Annotated in this window: 19 protein-coding genes and 1 tRNA gene; 10 read left to right on the top strand and 10 right to left on the bottom strand. The window is 41.2% G+C overall.

Annotated features, from left to right (window positions below):
* Positions 1 to 26 precede the first annotated feature (26 nt).
* Together CH373_RS02345 and rsmA are read left to right on the top strand one after the other, a co-directional pair.
* Positions 27 to 2,021, top strand: a complete 1,995-nt coding sequence (locus CH373_RS02345; RefSeq protein ID WP_100712316.1) for a ComEC/Rec2 family competence protein — start codon at positions 27 to 29, stop codon at positions 2,019 to 2,021.
* Positions 1,993 to 2,862, top strand: a complete 870-nt coding sequence (gene rsmA / locus CH373_RS02340) for a 16S rRNA (adenine(1518)-N(6)/adenine(1519)-N(6))-dimethyltransferase RsmA (protein WP_165778763.1) — start codon at positions 1,993 to 1,995, stop codon at positions 2,860 to 2,862. Before CH373_RS02345 ends, rsmA begins: the two co-directional genes overlap by 29 nt.
* A gap of 534 nt (positions 2,863 to 3,396) precedes the next feature.
* Here the strand turns inward: rsmA and CH373_RS02330 are convergent.
* The 3 genes from CH373_RS02330 to CH373_RS02320 all read right to left on the bottom strand — a co-directional run bounded on the left by CH373_RS02330 (position 3,397) and on the right by CH373_RS02320 (position 6,811).
* Positions 3,397 to 4,917, bottom strand: a complete 1,521-nt coding sequence (locus CH373_RS02330; RefSeq protein ID WP_100712313.1) for an HDOD domain-containing protein — start codon at positions 4,915 to 4,917, stop codon at positions 3,397 to 3,399.
* Positions 4,918 to 5,034: 117 nt separating this feature from the next.
* Entirely contained in the window at positions 5,035 to 5,871 is an 837-nt protein-coding gene (locus CH373_RS02325) for an ABC transporter permease (RefSeq protein WP_100712581.1), read from the bottom strand.
* A 4-nt stretch (positions 5,872 to 5,875) separates the two neighbouring features.
* Positions 5,876 to 6,811 (bottom strand): ABC transporter ATP-binding protein, encoded by a 936-nt coding sequence (locus CH373_RS02320; protein ID WP_100712580.1) that lies wholly within the window; start codon positions 6,809 to 6,811, stop codon positions 5,876 to 5,878.
* A 97-nt stretch (positions 6,812 to 6,908) separates the two neighbouring features.
* Here CH373_RS02320 and sixA point away from each other — a divergent pair, with 97 nt between their 5' ends.
* Both sixA and CH373_RS02310 read left to right on the top strand, forming a co-directional pair.
* Positions 6,909 to 7,394 carry a phosphohistidine phosphatase SixA gene (gene sixA / locus CH373_RS02315; protein WP_100712311.1) on the top strand — a complete coding sequence of 162 codons (486 nt, stop codon included), beginning with the start codon at positions 6,909 to 6,911 and terminating at the stop codon, positions 7,392 to 7,394.
* A gap of 93 nt (positions 7,395 to 7,487) precedes the next feature.
* Positions 7,488 to 7,559, top strand: a tRNA-Pro gene (locus CH373_RS02310).
* A gap of 46 nt (positions 7,560 to 7,605) precedes the next feature.
* On the opposite strand, the gene CH373_RS02305 is transcribed toward CH373_RS02310, so the two are convergent.
* On the bottom strand, positions 7,606 to 8,502 hold the full coding sequence (locus CH373_RS02305; RefSeq protein ID WP_165778762.1) for a penicillin-binding transpeptidase domain-containing protein: 897 nt from the start codon (positions 8,500 to 8,502) through the stop codon (positions 7,606 to 7,608).
* 210 nt (positions 8,503 to 8,712) lie between these two features.
* A complete protein-coding gene (locus tag CH373_RS02300; RefSeq protein WP_100712308.1) occupies positions 8,713 to 8,970 on the bottom strand; it encodes an LIMLP_16025 family protein in 258 nt (85 codons plus the stop codon).
* Between the two features lie 121 nt (positions 8,971 to 9,091).
* Here CH373_RS02300 and CH373_RS02295 point away from each other — a divergent pair, with 121 nt between their 5' ends.
* Positions 9,092 to 10,141, top strand: coding sequence for an SMP-30/gluconolactonase/LRE family protein (locus CH373_RS02295; protein ID WP_100712307.1), 1,050 nt, complete (start codon positions 9,092 to 9,094; stop codon positions 10,139 to 10,141).
* Positions 10,142 to 10,152: 11 nt separating this feature from the next.
* Positions 10,153 to 10,662 carry an acyl-CoA thioesterase gene (locus CH373_RS02290; RefSeq protein WP_100712305.1) on the top strand — a complete coding sequence of 170 codons (510 nt, stop codon included), beginning with the start codon at positions 10,153 to 10,155 and terminating at the stop codon, positions 10,660 to 10,662.
* Here CH373_RS02290 and CH373_RS02285 read toward each other — a convergent pair.
* The 4 genes from CH373_RS02285 to CH373_RS02270 all read right to left on the bottom strand — a co-directional run bounded on the left by CH373_RS02285 (position 10,659) and on the right by CH373_RS02270 (position 13,938).
* Positions 10,659 to 11,312 (bottom strand): SGNH/GDSL hydrolase family protein, encoded by a 654-nt coding sequence (locus CH373_RS02285; RefSeq protein ID WP_100712303.1) that lies wholly within the window; start codon positions 11,310 to 11,312, stop codon positions 10,659 to 10,661. The two genes, CH373_RS02290 and CH373_RS02285, sit on opposite strands and share 4 nt — an antisense overlap.
* A gap of 2 nt (positions 11,313 to 11,314) precedes the next feature.
* Entirely contained in the window at positions 11,315 to 12,712 is a 1,398-nt protein-coding gene (locus tag CH373_RS02280) for an ArnT family glycosyltransferase (protein ID WP_100712579.1), read from the bottom strand.
* A gap of 142 nt (positions 12,713 to 12,854) precedes the next feature.
* Positions 12,855 to 13,190 carry an STAS domain-containing protein gene (locus CH373_RS02275; protein WP_100712301.1) on the bottom strand — a complete coding sequence of 112 codons (336 nt, stop codon included), beginning with the start codon at positions 13,188 to 13,190 and terminating at the stop codon, positions 12,855 to 12,857.
* A 160-nt stretch (positions 13,191 to 13,350) separates the two neighbouring features.
* Positions 13,351 to 13,938, bottom strand: coding sequence for a site-specific integrase (locus CH373_RS02270; protein WP_100712300.1), 588 nt, complete (start codon positions 13,936 to 13,938; stop codon positions 13,351 to 13,353).
* A 159-nt stretch (positions 13,939 to 14,097) separates the two neighbouring features.
* On the opposite strand from CH373_RS02270, the gene CH373_RS02265 reads away from it, so the two are divergent.
* The gene (locus tag CH373_RS02265) at positions 14,098 to 15,192 is read left to right on the top strand and encodes an alpha/beta hydrolase (RefSeq protein ID WP_100712578.1); all 1,095 of its coding nucleotides are present in this window, start codon (positions 14,098 to 14,100) and stop codon (positions 15,190 to 15,192) included.
* 21 nt (positions 15,193 to 15,213) lie between these two features.
* Here the strand turns inward: CH373_RS02265 and CH373_RS02260 are convergent, their stop codons facing one another.
* The gene (locus CH373_RS02260) at positions 15,214 to 15,672 is read right to left on the bottom strand and encodes an SET domain-containing protein-lysine N-methyltransferase (protein WP_100712298.1); all 459 of its coding nucleotides are present in this window, start codon (positions 15,670 to 15,672) and stop codon (positions 15,214 to 15,216) included.
* A 217-nt stretch (positions 15,673 to 15,889) separates the two neighbouring features.
* Here CH373_RS02260 and CH373_RS02255 point away from each other — a divergent pair, with 217 nt between their 5' ends.
* The 3 genes from CH373_RS02255 to CH373_RS02245 all read left to right on the top strand — a co-directional run bounded on the left by CH373_RS02255 (position 15,890) and on the right by CH373_RS02245 (position 17,187).
* Positions 15,890 to 16,372 (top strand): RNA pyrophosphohydrolase, encoded by a 483-nt coding sequence (locus CH373_RS02255; protein ID WP_100712297.1) that lies wholly within the window; start codon positions 15,890 to 15,892, stop codon positions 16,370 to 16,372.
* Positions 16,369 to 16,800, top strand: coding sequence for a globin domain-containing protein (locus CH373_RS02250; protein ID WP_100712296.1), 432 nt, complete (start codon positions 16,369 to 16,371; stop codon positions 16,798 to 16,800). Before CH373_RS02255 ends, CH373_RS02250 begins: the two co-directional genes overlap by 4 nt.
* A 99-nt stretch (positions 16,801 to 16,899) precedes the next feature.
* Complete coding sequence (locus CH373_RS02245; RefSeq protein WP_100712295.1) at positions 16,900 to 17,187, top strand: acylphosphatase; 288 nt, start codon at positions 16,900 to 16,902, stop codon at positions 17,185 to 17,187.
* Positions 17,188 to 17,218: the final 31 nt, after the last annotated feature.

Raw genomic sequence — 17,218 nt, 5'->3', positions numbered from 1 at the left:
AAAAATTCCAGAGAACCGTCCGCTTAATGATTTCGGAAATCGAAAAACAATTCAGAGACTGGATTCCAATCTCCTTAGTTTCTTATTTTGCGATCGGCTATTTTTCCTGTTTGTCTCTAGACCTGATCCTTCCGAACTTGCTAATTTTCTGGTGTAGCGCCGCCTGCTTAGGATTGGCCTACCTCCTAATACAAAATTCACCTCGAAATGACTCTCGCAAGAAACTGAGTACGGTCTGTATCGGAATTCTATTCTTTTTAGCGCAAGATCTTTCCCAAGCTCGACGCCATGAAGCCCCGTTTCTAAAGGATTCCGAGATTCTTAAGCAAAAATCCGGCCAATTCGTAAATCATTTGTTAGACGAAGCAGATATAAGCGGAATCGATAGAGATATTTCTCTTGGCCTTGTGTTAGGCGACTCAAAAGGGTTAGATCCGGATTTTAAACGCGCTGCACAAGAAGGTGGGATTCTTCATTTATTTGCAGCCTCCGGATTGCATCTCGGAATATTGCTCGGGTCAATTTTTTTCTGCTTAAAGAAATTTCCAAAATTAGGATATTATTTTCCTATAATATTTCCTGTAGGATTTGGATTCGCTTTTCTGGCTTGCCTGGGGTTTCCGATGTCGCTTTGTAGAGCTTGGGTCTTTTCCTCACTTCTTCTGCTGCAATCTCTCGTTTTCAGAAAACTAAGAATCTCCGACTTGCTACTCTTTACAGCATTTATACTCTATCTCTGGGATCCTGTCCGATCTTTCGGAGTCTCGTTTTTACTTTCTTTCGGTGCAGTAATCGGAATTTTCTTACTAAGGAATTGCTTTGCAGTCTTAATTCCTTTTTCGAATCGAGAAAATTCATGGAAAACAACTGTGCTTCGATTCATGAGAGAGAATTTATTGATCTCGATGTCAGCAGGTCTCGGAACCTTTCCGGCTCTGGTGTGGTATTTCGGTTCTTACAGTTTCGGCTCCTTATTCCTGAATTTACTCTTAGTACCTCTTTGTGGAGTACTTTTACCGATTTTATATCTTGCTATCCTGCTTCAATCGATGGGAATCCCGTATTTCTGTGAACTAGCCTGGTGGAGCGCTAAGCTTCTACTTTTTTTACTCGTAGAAATTACTAGATTTTGGTCGGACAGCGAGCTCGGAATTCTTTGCAGCTATTTTAGAGAAGCAAAGATTCTTTCTTTGGCCTTATTCAGTTCGCTTATACTGTTTCTTTGTTATACGAAAGTCTTACTTTCTAAAGACAGAAGTGTGAAGCTTCATGCAGAACAAGGGTCTTTAAATTTATATTTAGAAACATCTTCTGGAGAAGATTCACTATCTCAAGCGGCGGCCAGAAGAAAGAATTCGGCGCTTAGAAAATTTTTCCGTTCATTATTCGCGTCTGGCTTTGCGCTCATTTTATATCTTTCCCTTTACTTCAGTTCCAAGTGGACCCCTCCACCTCCACTTTTCTTCGGGGACAGATTTTCTTTTGTAATCCGAAACCAAGGTACACTAGAAATCGCGGGCAAATGCAAGTATAGCAATCGTTTGTACTATTCCACATTCGTAAGAAAGCGTGAATTTGTCTGTGGTAATCTTGCCTATTCCAAAAACGAAGAGAGAACCTTTCCGATCCGTGAAATATATCTCGAAGATGAATCTTGTTTTAAGTGGATCGCCTCTTGTATAAAAGGTCGATCTAACGTTTCTATTTTTTATGCCGGCAAAGATTTTGAAAATTCGGACTCATATTCGGATTGGAATATGCAAAAGACAGAAAGAAGGAGCTGGTTTTACCTTCCGAATCCATCCGGCCCCAAAAGACTCATTCGATTTCGATTAGGCAAGGATCGTGTAGCAAGTCTGGTCCGAGAAACAAGAGATCAGGAAGGACTTATCTTACTATTGCCTCGGTACAAACAAACCGCGGACATTTACCGATGGAACCAAAATAGAAAACAGCTTGGAATCGGGCCAGGTTGGAGATTTATTGGAAGCAATGAAATTCCCGGAGTACCCATTTTATAAGCCGTCCAAGATCCGAGAATTTCTAGAGAGCAGATCTTCGGCTCCTCTGAAAAAATGGGGGCAGAATTTTCTGATCGATCCAAATTCGATCCAAGCGATCTTCGATAGCGCAGATTCAACACTGGTGCAAGAATCCGAACTATTGATCGAGATCGGTCCAGGGCTTGGGGCACTTTCCCACAAATTAGTGCAGACTGGAAAAAAAGTACAGTTATACGAGATCGACCCTGTCTATTGCAACTGGTTGAAGGAGTTCCTTCCGGAAGCAGAAATTATTCCTGGAGACGTAAGAGAATCCATTGCACATGAATTTCCCGAAAAATGTTACGTTTTTGGAAATCTTCCCTACTATATTACTTCCGAACTTATACTATTGTGTCTGGAAAATTTTACCGGATTACTGGGAGCAGTATTTTTAGTGCAAAAGGAATTTGCGCAAAGGATGACCAAGGAAATTTCTTCGTTGGGAATTTATGCCGGAGCATACGGAACCTTCAAACTAAAAAAGACAGTCAAGGCAGGAGCATTTTATCCGCCGCCAAATGTAGATTCTGCAATTTTGGAATTCCGCGCAAATTCCAGATTTCAAAACTCTGATCGCTTTAAAGCCCTCGAATTATTGTGTAGGGTACTTTTTTGGGGGAAAAGAAAAAAGATCGGTTCTTCTATAAAGGAAGCACCGATCAAATCCTTTTATCCGACTCGACTTCCGTTCGACCTATCAGAACAAACCCTTAGAGAGAGAATGTTAAAAGCATTAGAAATATCTAAAATATCTACGGACAAACGACCAGAAGAATTGCTCCCAGAAGAGTTCTACGCCTTGGCGGAAAACTTTTGAAATTTTCAAGAATATCTTTCTTTTGCCCTCTGCTTTTTCAACAGCTTCTTCCACAGACATTTGAGACCGCAATAACTCCGCTTTTAGTTTTGTGTAGCTTCTAAATCTGTCCAAGGCAATTTTTCCGTTCGAGATTGCGGCCTGCACCGCACGTCCTAATTCAGAATTGTGAGTGCAGTCCTTAAACTTGTATCGCTCAGCCGCTTCGGTTATCTCCGGAAAGCTTGTCTCTAATCCGGAACCATCGGACCAGAGTTGCACCTCGCGCATTCCTGGCGTATCAAGCAACCAAGCCCCATCTGAAAGTCGCCATGCTCTATTTCCTAGAGCGAATTGATAACAGATCCTTTTTCCTTTCAGTGGAAATTAGGATCTCGCCTCTCGAGGAGAGGCACCAAAGTGAAATTGGTGAATGGCGATTAGGCAATCATATGCGGATCTGAGTAAATGCTGGAATCTATTCTATGCTTTGTAAAGAAAATTTTGCAGTACGTTTTGAGAACGCGAGGAAGACTTTCCCCTGTAATTTACGATCTATACTTGATTGGTGAAAGTGCCATACTCTTTAATTACCGCCTCTCCGAATTCCCTCCAATCATCATCTTTCTTGAATCCGAAATATTGTAGGACCTCCCAATGAATCGCCGCAGAATCCGCTTTACCATCGTGACAGTCGATCATCCAGTCTGAAAGATAGACTGAATACACGATATCCTTGGATTCCCTTTTCGCCATCAGAGGTCTGTGATGATATTCCGCGGCAACCCGGATCGTATCCGAAAAATTCCATTTTTCGCAGATCATACTTCCCAATGAAGTATGGGTAATTCCAAGAGCGGCTTCTTCCAAACCTAAAGGAGACGGAAGTAGATTCTTTCCGGTAATGTCTGTTAGACGATGAACAGTATCCGGTTCGAGAGTTAAGAGCAGGACTAGGCCAATATCATGGAGTAAGGCGGCACATACCAAATTGGTAATGAAAGTCTTTTTCCATCCCATCCTTTCTCCAAGACGTCTGCAGATGAATGCCGACAAGCTCGATCTTTCCCAGATATTCTCGAATTCCTTGTATCTATCTTCTAGAATTTTCTTAGTCCCTAGGCTCAAAAGGATATTATTCAATTCGGAGAGTCCAATTCTCTTGATAGCATCCTCTAGTGTTTCTACTTTTCTACCCATGGAAAAAGAAGCTGAATTAGCTAATTTTAATATATTCGTAGAAAGGGACACATCGCGCCCGACTAAATCAGTTATGTGACTCATAGAGGAATCGGGTTTATTGATAACACTCATCAGCTGATTCAGATTTTCAGGAAAAGTTGGAAGCTTATCTATCTCGGCAATAATTTCGACAGTTCGTTGAAACGAAACGTTTCTATGTTTGAAATCTAATGGAATCTTAATATATGCAGAAGTAATTCCGCCTTCACCCTTGATTTGATAACAATTTCCTTCTATACCTTCGTTCTTAAGCATCAGCAAGGACATCGCCAAGCCTAATCCGGCGCCCTCGGAATCGTCGGCGTGATCTGCAAAAACCTCGCCGAGGTCATTGTATTTTTTGGACTTACCGATTCTATTTTCTACCCTTCTGAATTCTTCCGGCAAAATCGGAGCATTATTTGATACCTTCATTAAAAAACTGTTTCGATTGAAGGCCAAGGTGATAAGACAATGAAAATTCTTTTTTTCCAAAAGCTGCGCGTATCGATCCTTGTCCCGAATCATTTCCTGCTTAAAGGTAGTCATCCCTTTTGCATAATCCGCTGGATTCAGAATATTCAGTCCGTTTTCTAGAAAAAATACCCGTTTAGAATTTGCCTTCACTGCATTCATTACGCTTTCCCTAAGAATCGAAAAAACGCATTCTTTCAAAGATATCGCGTCCAAATACACGAGATATCGATCTAGAAGAACAGTTAGTAGCTTATCGACGTTTTTATTAAGTGTGTTAATTCGAATATATAACGGATTGAGTCGCTCAATACGTTCGTTCACGTTTCGAACGCTGATATAGTATCCTTCCTTTTCAAAGTGGTACCAATCAATATTCATTTTTTCGGAAGGCCACCTCTATCCTATTCTTCGGCAAGTTTTGTCAAGCCGGAGTAATTCGAGAAAACCAAATTCAAGAATTTCAAATATTCCTTAGGGGGGTAACTGGGCATTCGATTATATTTCCATTCGACGATTTGTCCACAAGAGTAGGATTTTTAGAATTAAAATCCAAAGGCCTACCTGTAAAATGGCAAAAATTCCGTAGGACGAGGGATCATTGACAGTCCCCTCTAATAATCTGTTTGAGTGGTAAAAAACCGACCCCAGCTGAGGCAATATCCAGTAAGCGGATAAGATTACGAGTTTGTTAGCTTCGCTTATCAACTTAGATTCTGCTAAAGTTCCAGAATAGACAATATAGTCTATAATCGCAGTCGCTATAATTAAGATAAAACTGGCTAAAACCGAGAACGTCTGATTGATTTTCAAAGTAATCTGAAATGATAAAAGAAGCAGAAACAAATAGGGAAAAAACATTATACTTTGGTACATAATGAATTCCCACGGAATCGAATTCTCCCTCGAGAAAGCCGAACCGACTTGAATCACAAAAACTGAAATCAGAAATATTGCAATAATACTTAATAGCGCGATCGCTTTACCCGCGAGATAGGTTCCCAAACCTAGAGGTCGGCTTAACCATAGGGTTTGTGCTTGAGAATCCCAATCTTCTCTGAGCAAGTCCGAAGCCATCATTATGATAAATGCCGTGATCCAAAGTGAAGAAAGGAGTACGTACACCCACATGGATACACCTTGTTGAACTTCTCCCCCGATTTCCGAAGTACAAATCCATTCGCCTAACAAAAAGAAACCGAGCAGTGAAAACAAAAAGAAGAGAGATTTACGTCGAAAAACTTGTCGATAGGTTAAGCTCGCGATTACCGGAATTTGCACAATTTGAGCTCGAAGAAAAGACAAAATAGAAGTGTCTCGTGGTTTCAAAGTCATTCTATCAAACCTCTCTCGATTCAGCATGTATAGCTTCGTTAGTCGTCAAACGAATGAACAGTTCTTCGAGAGACTCAGTACTTCTTTCATAAAGCATCAAATCAGCGCCGCGGTCCACGAGACGCGACGGCAGAGTTCGAAGATCTACGTCCGGCTTCGGTTTTATTTCCCATTCTTTTCCGTCCTGTTTCCATTCGATCGCGATTTCTCTTAACAAAAGTGCAACTTCTTCCTGCTCTGCTCCGAGACGAATTCGAAGTCTGTCCTTTCCCTGTTTGAGATCATTCAGTTTTCCTTGAGCCTTTAGATGTCCTTTGTGTAAGATTGCAATATCCGTACAGATTTGTTCTACTTCTGCAAGTCGATGTGAGTTTAACAAAATCGTCACACCTCGTTTTTGATTTTCTCTCAGAATCGTTTCGCGAAATTCCTTATAACCAACTGGGTCCAATCCGGTTCCTGGTTCATCCAGCAAAAGCAATTCAGGCTCAGCACCAAGTGCATTCGCCAACCCCAATCTTTGCAACATACCTTTCGAATACGTAGAAACGCGTCTATCACCTGCACTTTCTAAACCCACACTCTGTAGGAGTTCCTTTGCTTTCGATATAGATTCAAGCTTCGGAACAAAGGCAAGTCTAAGGCTATACTCGAGAAATTCTCTGCCCGTTAAAAAAGTAGGAATCGCCATGCGTTCAGGAAGAAAACCAATCCTAGATCGAAGAGAAACTGACGGAACCTTTCCGAGAACATGGCAAGTTCCTTCTGAGGGAAATGAAAACCCAAGTAGGATTCGAACTAAGGTCGTCTTTCCGGCGCCATTCGGTCCGAGTAATCCGAAGACGCTGCCTTTTGGGACTTGAAGGTGAACATTTTTTAAAGCGCGAACACCCGGATAATTTTTAGTTATCCCTTCGATTTCAATTGCAAATTGAGACACTGCTTTAGACCTTGTGCTTGCGGAAGGTTTGCTCCGCAGGCCGACTATCTTTTTCTGAAAAACAGAAAGCACAACTAAGAAACTCAGAACTTATCTTATGAAGATCATCATTGCTCGCCACGGAGAAGCTGAACCCGCCTCCGATGATGGAAAAGATTCCTCCAGAGAATTAACACAAAAGGGGAAAGAAGACGCGGAAAAGATGGCCACGTTTTTACAAACCGGATTCCATATTAAGAAAATCTTCCATAGCCCCTTTTTGAGGACTATGAAAACTGCTGAAATTTATTCTAGAATTTTAAAGCCAGAGTTAGAGACTGAATCGACTTTAGATCTTGCACCTGGAGAAAATTACGGCGGAATACTTCCAAGACTAAAAGAATACTCCAACTCAGACGCGATTCTGATTGTAGGACATAGTCCTGATGTAAGCATTTTTGCGGAGAGACTTTTGGGAATCTCAGGAGTCGGAAAGTCCTTCTTGTTTACTCCAGGGTCCGCGCTCGCAATCAACGTTCCAAGGGAAAAGATGCACGATGGTCAGATCATCTGGTTTGTTTCTCCAGATTTTCTTTGCAACTAGAGCCAAATTGTTTTGCGAACTTGCTCCGAAGCTATGTCGGAAATTAATGTTTACAGGATGCCTAAATCCGGAAGAACATGCAAAGTAGAGAATCGGGGTGTAGCGCAGTGGTAGCGCACCACTCTGGGGGGGTGGTGGTCGCTGGTTCGAATCCAGTCACTCCGAGTCTTGCATCTCCCGAAAAATCCAACCGGATTCTTTTTAATGATTCCTATTCCAACTTCGGCATAGGACATTCGATCAAATCATAAAATTTTTGGATCGTTTGACTTCGATTCGCTTGGCTACTTCGATTTAAAAACGTAATCGCAGTAAATTGATGCAAATCCGAATCGACAAGAAGACCTTGAAACCAAAAGCTTTTTTCCCATGAACCGGATTTACCATAAACAAGAATCCCTTTCTCGGAACACTCCGACCAAAATAAACTTTGCATCCAAGTTTCCAAAAGGTTCTTATCCATCTTACTTTTTCTGTTAGGACTGGTCCAAAAACTGGCAACCCAAATTGAATGGATTTCGCCTGGTCTAAGGCGAAGCGAACCCCCATGCTTCAATGCTTCCGTTCCTCTCCACCAATTTGCTGGCAATTTACCAGTTTTATCCGGTGTAGGTTCACCTGGCATTTCTCCGTATCCTATTCGAGATAAAGTTTTTTCTAATTTCGATTTTCCTAATTTTCTAAACGTTTGCAAAAAGTAATCATTAGAAGAATAGAATAGAGCCTCCCTCAAATTGAGCATTCTAGGAGAACCTACAATATGCGGATCGGAACAAGCGAGTTTTTGCGAGAGAGAGACGACTTCGTTTTCTAACAAAGAAAGCGCTAGGTAAGATTTGAATGTTGAAGCCGGAGAGAATTTTTCCGTTCGATATTCCCGGTTTCCAAAATATTCCATTCCCGGAGTCTGCTCCTGCTTTGGTGAAAATCTGGAATAAATCAGCAGTTCGCTTTTTCCGATAACAAACTGCTGAATCGTACCTTCTCCCCAAACCGAGAAATTGGAAATGAAAACTATGAAGATGAAAAAGGATTTAAGAATTCTATCGAAAAGGTAATGGACCGTTTTTTCAAGTTCGCTGGAACATATAATTGAAGAACTTTCCAAGAATTTCATACCGAACTATAAAGTATATTAAGAATACTTTATATACTTTCGATTTAGCCTGTAGGAGCTCCTACACTATTTCCCGACTTTAAAGAACTTGCAAGAAAAGAAAGCTTATGATAGATGGCGACTGGGTGTACTTCCACTGCACCGGCCCCCGCCCAGGAAGGGTGGGGACTCCTCCCATCGCTCCAAAAAGGAAGATGGACTTTATTTTTTTAAAAACTGCTTCAGAAGGTTGTCACGGATTTCTTCAAACTTCACCAAACCCCAAGCAAGTGGGACCTTAACTTTAAGAGCATTCTCGCTCAGATCCTTTTCGCCCTGCGCGCGCAATTCGTCGAAACGCTGCTCCACCTTTTCCTTTCCGTGATTTAGATCCTCTAATAGTTTATCGAAAATTTCCTTGGATGTTTGGACAGCACCGATTCCCGCGTTGATGATATCGTTTAGCTTTTGGTTGTCCATACGAACACGCCCCTTTTTCTTCCATTTTTATGCAGCGCACAATAAAAGCAAGCAGAAAATTCCGGCAATATGGAATGAATCTGATTGCCAGGGATAAAGAAGATCGGAAATCCTGTGCCCCATGGCTTCAAGAGTTATCGTTCGAATTTGCTTATTTCTGCTTCTGTTTCTGGCCTCCTGCGCCGGGGAGGTAAAAAAAATCTCTTTAAGCCAATGTAGCAAATTTCCCGGAATGCCGGGCCCTGAGGACCTTGACATAGATAGATCTGCCGGAATTTTATATGTCTCTTCCCATGAAAGAAGGACCCCCGACCAAGATGGATTTTTATTCGTAATCGACCTAAAATCCCCGAATCCGCAACCGATTAGAATCGAAACAAATTATCCGAAATCCTTTCGACCTCATGGAATCAGCCTACTTAATAAAAACGGAAAATACAGGCTGTTTGTAATCTCTCACCCGATCATGTTCAAAGAACACGCGATCGAAGTTTTTGAGAGAACGGAAGTACCAAGTGCAAAATCCAAGACCGGAGTCTGGAAACACATACGAACACTCAAGGATCCTCTTCTGACTAGCCCGAACGACTTGTTTGTCAGGGCCGAAGATGAGATTTTCGTTTCCAATGATCACGGTTCCGGAGGAGTAATGAGGTATTTGTTCGACGATGCATTCAATATCGATCGAGGACCTATTGCGTATTTTGACGGAAAGACTTGGTCGAGTTTAGGCAACGAGCTAAATTATGGAAACGGAATTCTATCAGTAAAACGATCCGATGGAAGTGAATTTCTATATCGTTCCGGATTTACGGATCGAGGCGTGTACAAATTTCCCATCCTCAGAGAATCGGGAAAGCTAACATTAGGAGAACCTAAATTAATCTCTTTGGACTCCGGCACGGATAATTTGATCGAAGATGAGGACGGGAAAGTAATTGTAGTCACTCATAAATCGACTTGGAAATTCTTGAGGCAAATGAGAGATCCGAATTATCCTTCGCCAACTCAAGTCTTTGTAATTAATCCAGATGATTCGTTTAATGAGATTTATGCAGATACTGGCGAAGAAATTTCTGCTGGAAGCACCGCTTTGACTTACGCAGGCAAATTATATATTGCTCAAGTATTTAATGATTTTGTTTTAGGCTGCAATTTACCTAAAAAATAAAAACAAATTTCATGCCCGAAAATCTAAAAACCCCCAAAGAATCTGCTGTGGAAACAAGGCATATCGTTATGCCGGATCACGTAAATCACTACGGCACTCTTTTTGGAGGGGTGTTGATGTCATGGATCGATTTGATCGCGGTCATGGTAGCTCAAAGACATTGCGGTAAAGAAGCAGTCACTGCGAGTGTCGACAGACTGAACTTTTTACAGCCGATTCATATCGGAGACCATGTGGTCCTGCGGGCTTCGGTCAACTACGTCGGCAGATCTTCCATGGAAGTCGGAGTGCAAGCTTCAAAAGAGAACCCTTACACCGGGACCGTCGTAAGAGCGACTACCGCCTACCTTACCTTTGTTGCCCTAGACGAGAATAAGAAACCTTGCGAAATACCTAAATTGAAGCCGGAAACCGAATTAGAGCACAGACGGTTCGCAAATGCCTTATTAAGACAAGAAGCAAGCCGCGAGCTTTTGAAAAAGATCCTCGAAAAAGAAAAAGAAAAAATTGAAAAGTCTTAAAGATAGATACCGATCAATTTCGAGATAGCGCTTACATAAGCGTTTCGCATAATCAAATAACCCGATTGGTTCGGATGAATCGGGTCTAACGAAGGATACAACGGAACCTGGGTTTCCGCGGAAAGAAATGCAGTTTCCATATCAGCGGTTATGTAAATCGAAGCTAGACTTTTTAGAAAAACATTAATTTCTAATATTTTAGTTCTGTAGCCACCTGGACCCGCACTTGTTGGAGGCAAAATAGTTATCAGAGGAATCGCATTAGATCTTTGTTTAAGTTCGGAAAGCAACCTTTGGTAATTTCCTGGGAATTCGGAAGTCGGATATCCGGAAACATCGTTTGTGCCGAGCTCTATAATGACCAACTTGGGATTTGGAGCCAATGCAGTTTGCAAATCCGGAATCCAATCTAGTACGGTCCTTCCACTTACGCATGTGTTGTAGACCAGAAAATCCGCGCCTAATCCTTCCTTCAGATTGAAGGCATCGGATCTTTCGCAGAGAGAGTCCCCGATAATAGAAACTGGAATTTGGTGGGATAAAGACAAAATATCCGATACGGTATTTTCATCCGTTTCTGAATAACAATGGAAAATCGAAAACAGCTGGACCGATAGAACCCAAATCGGAATGAAAGAGCGCTTTCTCATTTCTACTTCTTCAAATAAATCTGGGCTTCTGCTTTTACAAGCTTTCTGGCACCTGAAGGTTCTACGGAAACCGAAACGATTCTAAACTTTGCATGATTTTCCTGTAAAAACCGATCCACATATTCGTTTCTTTTTTGGCCGACCGAAATAACAAACGCGTCCACGGTCTCGAGTGTAGCAAGAAAATCAGAGGGAGGGATCGGAAGTTCTCCTGGGATAAATTCTAGAATTTTTGTACCCGGCAATTCTTTGGACAATGTAAAATACGGATCCGGGATCGCCTGAAGGTAAATCTTTTGGGATCCCTTCAACTTTGGAATCATAGCTTCCGTAAAATTCTTCTTTAAGTCAAAATTTGAATTCGCAAATCCTATCTTTCTATACGCATAAAACAAAATAAATATATTACAAAATATTAATATAGCAGCAAAATACTGAACTCTTCTGCTCCGAATTCGTTCAAAAAAGAATCCACCGATTGCTGAAATCGGTAAGCAAAGATACATTACATAATAATATTCCGTGGATAAGAGTAGAAATCCTAGAATCGAAAATACCCAAATAAGAAAAAACTTTGCGAGCTCCGACTTCTCAAAAAATTCTTTTCGGATCACCCAGACTCCGAGCGCGAGACCTAAATAAAATAAAAGCCTAATTCCGGGAGTCTCGTATCCTCCTAACAGGACTTTGATTTTGGTGATCGGAGAAAACGTTTTAAACAGTTCGGTTTTTCTGCCAAATTGCAAACCGAACTGGTAGATGAACAATTCCCAATCCGGGTAGATCAAAACTCCCCAGGCGACAATCGGTATCAAACCTCCGAACCAATAGGTCCATATTTTCCAGCCTTTCCTTTTATGAATGAGAAACAGAGAAGGAATTCCAAACACAGCCGCAAACGGATGAGCCAAAAAGGAAATTCCAAGACTTAGCCCTGCCAGACCGCCTTCCCAGTATGTGAGGTTTGATTTTGTCTGGTTTGCAATTCCAGAATTTCTGGATAGTATATACAAAGACAGGATAGAAAAGAAAAGACAGAGAGCTTCCATTCTTGCTGTCCAACCCACTCTCAAAAAAAGCAAGTCAGTAGAAAGTAATAAGCATGCACCGAATCTAGCTCTAACAGAAAAACCTAAAGATTGCAAAAAGACCCAGAACATCCATACGGAAGCAAGAGTAGTAACACTTGCAAACAAGCGCAGGCTCTCGATTTCAAAACCGAAAATCTTTATCCACCATCCATTCAGAATGAAAAATAGTGGAGGCATCCAAAGAGTCTTTTGATCCATTCCACGGATCAATCCTTCTAAAACTTGAGTTCTGAGAGTTCCATGCTCCGCAAAGTCAAGAGACGGAGAATAAAAGAGAACTTCATCCGGCCAGATCGGTGGGAACTCCATCCCAGATTGGTAGAACGCCAATAGATAGAGGACGGATAGCAAAACTAAGGCCGCCAAACCTAATTGATTCGGATAAAGAAATAAAAAGGAAAAGAATTTTTGGGGCCTATTCGGTTCGGAACGCAACCTTGGTCCCCTTTTATTATTTGAGAGTCGTTACTGCTTCAGATTCAGTTTCATAGACCTCAAAGAGATCCAATAATTCAACTACATCGAAAACTTTCTTCACATTTGGTGTAATGCAGCAAAGTTTCAATTTACGTCCTTGTTTTTCTAGCTCCCGCACCATACCTACAAAAATCCGAATACCTGAAGAGGATATGTAGGAAATATTCTGCAGATTGATAACGATATCTCCCTGCCCCGATTGAACATCATCCAATAATTTGGCTTCTACTTCATCGGAATGGGTAATGTCCAGCCTGCCATCCAACTGCACAAGAGTGTGTTTACCGATTTTTTTGGTTTTAATTTCCAAGCATGACTCCCAACACCGGTTTACGAGGCGAAATCAACTGCAAAAACTTTCCAACCTAATTAGAATTGGAAATAAAAGCAAAGGCAGAAATCTCGCCGAAGACTAAGATAGGGAGGAAATAGCGTTTTACAACAAATTTTTGGGGTTTTAGGTCGATTCGTCAGGCCGCCTTTCGCAGAAATTCCTCCAAAGGATACTGTTTTCTGGGATTTTGGGACTGAGTGCATTTACCATATTTTCTCAGAGCGCGCTTCGTTGTAAAACCGACCTGAGCTAGAATACTAGACTGGTCCCATCCGACCTCCATCATATGTACGATGGAAGACTTTCTTAACAGTAAATTATTGACTCTGATTCCGGAGCGTTCCTGTAATTTCACAAACATTTTTTGGACAGTACGAGGATGCAATTTACCAGACCTTCCTTCGAATAGCGGATCTTCGGGTTTTCTTTTTTGGCAACGAAACCATAAATCCCTCCTCAAATATTCAGGAATCATTAAATCTCGGGAAGTTCCTTCTCCCCTAATTCGAATTTCGTAATTTTCCCAATTGATGTCCCCCACTTTTAATTCTATGAGCTCTTTGATGAATAGCCCGAGTGAATAGATCATGCGAAACCACAAAGAATGATTTTCGTTTCTACTCAAATGCAAAAGTAGTTCACAAATCAAATTCTGAGAAAGGATTTCCTGGTTCGTTGTCTCTTGCGGCCGGAACCTTTGAATCGGAAATCTATGATACTGCATAAAAGTCTAGGAAAAACGGAAGGGTGCAAAAAATCGTGTTAAGTGCGATACAATTTCGGGAAAACCAAAAATCCAAATGAGAAGCGGAAAAGAAGTTCCGATCTTAAATCGTCATCCTTCCGTAATGTTCTCTTAACCCTAATGCTGTCTTTTATAACAATGAGCTATCTGTGGAAAGCCGCAAAGTTTTCGTATTACTGTCAGTCCTTTACTCCTCCTTCGGTCAAAGAATCAGAAATAGTCATCAACTTTGATAATCAAAGCATCCCAGCAATTTTATATACACCGGAAGGTAATTCGGCTGGAACCATTCTTGCGGTCAATGGATTGGCTTATCTCGGAAATAAGGATCCAAGATTTGCGAGCGTATGTAAGGCTGCTTGTTCTGTCGGTTTTACAGTTATTTCTCCATTTCTGGAGGAGGTCACACAATTCAGAATCGAAACTGCTACAATCGATCGAATTCGTGGATTGATCTTAAAAGTCTCTAACGACCCAAAGCTTTGCCCCCAAGGAAAAGTCTCTTATATCGCTCCTTCTTTTTCCGGAAGTATGGGGTTGATAGCGGCATCAGACCCTTCCACAAGTAGAAGATTAGCTTCCTTTTTGGCGATCGGAGCTTATTGCGATCTGGACTCTACATTAAATTATCTCATGACCACAAAGAATGGAGACGAGTATGGTCGAATGATCTTACTTTATAACTTCTTGAAGTTCGTTGTAAAAGATTCGAAAGAAATCGAATCTGCAATCTACGCTTGTATTTTGGACGGAAGCTTCGGGAGAGAATCCCAAGGACTTCCAGAAATACTTAAAAAGATTCATCCGGAAAACAGAAAGATCTTTGAAGACTTGAGAACGAACGAAGAGTATAGACTCAGTATATGGTCTTCCATTTTAAAAAATGCAGGCGCCTTTCAATCATTTCTGAAGGATTTGCAGGTAAAGGATAAATTAGAACAAATTTCTTTTCCAGTTTCCATCGTGCACGGTTTGGAGGACAATGTAGTTCCTTCTGTTGAGGCCTTACGCCTTTCTCAAAACTTACCGAAAGGAAAATCAAAACTTCTGGTCACACCGCTCTTGTCCCACGGAGATATTGGCATTTCTCTCAAAACAATCCCAGCGATCGCGCAACTTATCCAGGGTTTTGCCTATTTCTTCAAGTATGCGACTCAGAATGGCTCGCAAGGAAGTGTTCCAGTAGAAGCGGACTTACCGGAAAATTCCCCGGAAATGCAGATTATAGTATAAATTTTCGTTTGCGAATCTATCTTAATTCGAAATCGTTTTACGAATCGCGTTGGACCTTTCTACTGGATCGATATCTACATTGATCCAGTACTCGTCTCCATAGTCAAAGAAGAGCTCTTCTCCTGCTCTGATCCTACGTATTACTTCGAATCGAGCGGTTTTCCAGCGAGTAGATACTACGAGTTTGATATTAGGCTTGGTGCTATGATTGATATAACGAGTATAGTTGGCTTCTTTACCTTCTCCATAGATCCAATGGTCCTTACAAATCCAAAGAAGGTATTTCGATTCACAGTATTTGGATGAATTCGCTGATTTATCGTCTAAGATTCTTCCCGTATAAAAACCGACCGTATCACCCTTAAAGACATCCTCTTTTGCAAAAAGGCCCATTCCTATTCCAGGAATCAAGGATTCTCTAATTTCAAAATCGGATCTCGAAAAAACTTGGGGTCTGCGAAGTCTACGACTCAAGTTCATATTCGGAAAACAATCCTCCAATGGATACGGATATTTTGTACTACAGAATAACAACCCCTCTCTTTGTCCATCTTCTATTCAAAAGAAGCATGATAACCTTGAGTAATCGAAACTAACTTCATTAGAAGCACTTGATTTTCATCATCTACATAAGATGCAATTGCGAAAGCGGAAACGACTTGTCTCAGAACCAGCCATCAAGTTTGTTTTCCTTAATATGAGTAAGCCTTACCGAAAGAACGTAGGAATGGTTGTATTTAATTCCAAGGGAGAAGTCTTAGTCGGTGCGCGAATGAGTTTTCCAGGTTCTTGGCAATTCCCGCAAGGCGGCATTGATGATAACGAAGATCCAAGCCAAGCGGCTCTGAGAGAATTGTATGAGGAAGTAGGCATCCAAGAAGTTAAGATCGTTTCCGAATATCCTGGTTGGATATCCTACGATTTTCCGGAGAATCTGCAGTTAAACAAACATTTACAAAAATATAAAGGTCAGATGCAACGATGGTTTCTCATTTATTGGGATGGCAAAGAGGAAGATACCAATTTAGAAATCCATGAAAGAGAGTTTGAACAGGTTAAATTTGTTCCGTTAAGCGAATGTCTAAAAACTGTTGTATCTTTTAAGAGAGATGTATACGAAAAGGTAGTCTCCGAATTTTCCCCTACGATCCAAAAATACTTAGAAAAGCCTAACCAATGAACCAGGATCAATTTTTTTTGCCTTCCGGAGGACCTCCTGAGCCTGACCCGCGCTTGCGATCGCTCTATAGCATATTGGGAGAGGAAAAAATTAGAAAGCTCGTATTCGAATTTTATAAAAGAATCGAGTCTAGTTCTATCCGTTCTATGTTTCCACCAACGCTCGAAGAAAGTGAGGAAAAGTCGGCTGATTTTCTGATCCAAGTCTTAGGAGGACCTCCTCTGTACGTTCAAAAGCACGGTCCTCCTAGAATGAGAGCTAGGCATTTTCCGTTTCCGATTGATGAAAAAGCCAGAAGGATTTGGCTTTCTTGCTACCGGGAAGCACTGCGTGATTGGGAAGCTGAGACGGACGAGAAGGAAATCCTGTGGAAATTCTTGGAGTCATTTTCCGCATGGATGGTGAATACTTCTACGAAATCGGAATAAATTCTCACAGAGAAAGCAGTCGAATTTGTCCTGATTTTCAAAAATTCTTGAACAAAAACCTTTTTTGTTAAATGATTCTAATCCGAGAAAGGGGATGGAATGGGAGAAAAGAATCTAAGTAGAGCAAAAATTCGCATTCGTGGAATCGTTCAAGGCGTCGGGTTTCGTTACTTTATCCTACAAAGAGCCCAGGAATGCAGGTTAAAGGGTTATACGATGAATCTTCCCGGAGGGGAAGTAGAAGCAGTCGTAGAAGGTGATAAAGTTTTTATTGAAGACTTCTATAAGGCTGTTCAAAGAGGACCTTCCCAAGCAAAAATCTCCGAAACAAATATTTATTGGGAAGAGCCCAAAGGAAAATTCCGCACATTTGAAATCAAACGATAGATTTTCTTTTATTTACTGACGAATCCGATCT

This window comes from Leptospira perolatii (assembly GCF_002811875.1).
In the GTDB taxonomy this organism is placed as follows: domain Bacteria; phylum Spirochaetota; class Leptospiria; order Leptospirales; family Leptospiraceae; genus Leptospira_B; species Leptospira_B perolatii.
The sequence above is the reverse complement of the archived record's forward strand: the minus strand, read 5'-3'. Positions and strand labels throughout refer to the sequence as shown.

Coding starts and splice junctions, on each gene's coding strand:
- CH373_RS02345 (WP_100712316.1), top strand. CDS start 27: ATGATTTCGGAAATCGAAAAACAATTCAGAGACTGGATTCCAATCTCC.
- rsmA (WP_165778763.1), top strand. CDS start 1,993: ATGAAATTCCCGGAGTACCCATTTTATAAGCCGTCCAAGATCCGAGAA.
- CH373_RS02330 (WP_100712313.1), bottom strand. CDS start 4,917: ATGAATATTGATTGGTACCACTTTGAAAAGGAAGGATACTATATCAGC.
- CH373_RS02325 (WP_100712581.1), bottom strand. CDS start 5,871: ATGACTTTGAAACCACGAGACACTTCTATTTTGTCTTTTCTTCGAGCT.
- sixA (WP_100712311.1), top strand. CDS start 6,909: ATGAAGATCATCATTGCTCGCCACGGAGAAGCTGAACCCGCCTCCGAT.
- CH373_RS02300 (WP_100712308.1), bottom strand. CDS start 8,970: ATGGACAACCAAAAGCTAAACGATATCATCAACGCGGGAATCGGTGCT.
- CH373_RS02295 (WP_100712307.1), top strand. CDS start 9,092: ATGGCTTCAAGAGTTATCGTTCGAATTTGCTTATTTCTGCTTCTGTTT.
- CH373_RS02290 (WP_100712305.1), top strand. CDS start 10,153: ATGCCCGAAAATCTAAAAACCCCCAAAGAATCTGCTGTGGAAACAAGG.
- CH373_RS02285 (WP_100712303.1), bottom strand. CDS start 11,312: ATGAGAAAGCGCTCTTTCATTCCGATTTGGGTTCTATCGGTCCAGCTG.
- CH373_RS02280 (WP_100712579.1), bottom strand. CDS start 12,712: ATGGAGTTCCCACCGATCTGGCCGGATGAAGTTCTCTTTTATTCTCCG.
- CH373_RS02270 (WP_100712300.1), bottom strand. CDS start 13,938: ATGCAGTATCATAGATTTCCGATTCAAAGGTTCCGGCCGCAAGAGACA.
- CH373_RS02265 (WP_100712578.1), top strand. CDS start 14,098: ATGAGCTATCTGTGGAAAGCCGCAAAGTTTTCGTATTACTGTCAGTCC.
- CH373_RS02260 (WP_100712298.1), bottom strand. CDS start 15,672: ATGAACTTGAGTCGTAGACTTCGCAGACCCCAAGTTTTTTCGAGATCC.
- CH373_RS02255 (WP_100712297.1), top strand. CDS start 15,890: ATGAGTAAGCCTTACCGAAAGAACGTAGGAATGGTTGTATTTAATTCC.
- CH373_RS02250 (WP_100712296.1), top strand. CDS start 16,369: ATGAACCAGGATCAATTTTTTTTGCCTTCCGGAGGACCTCCTGAGCCT.
- CH373_RS02245 (WP_100712295.1), top strand. CDS start 16,900: ATGGGAGAAAAGAATCTAAGTAGAGCAAAAATTCGCATTCGTGGAATC.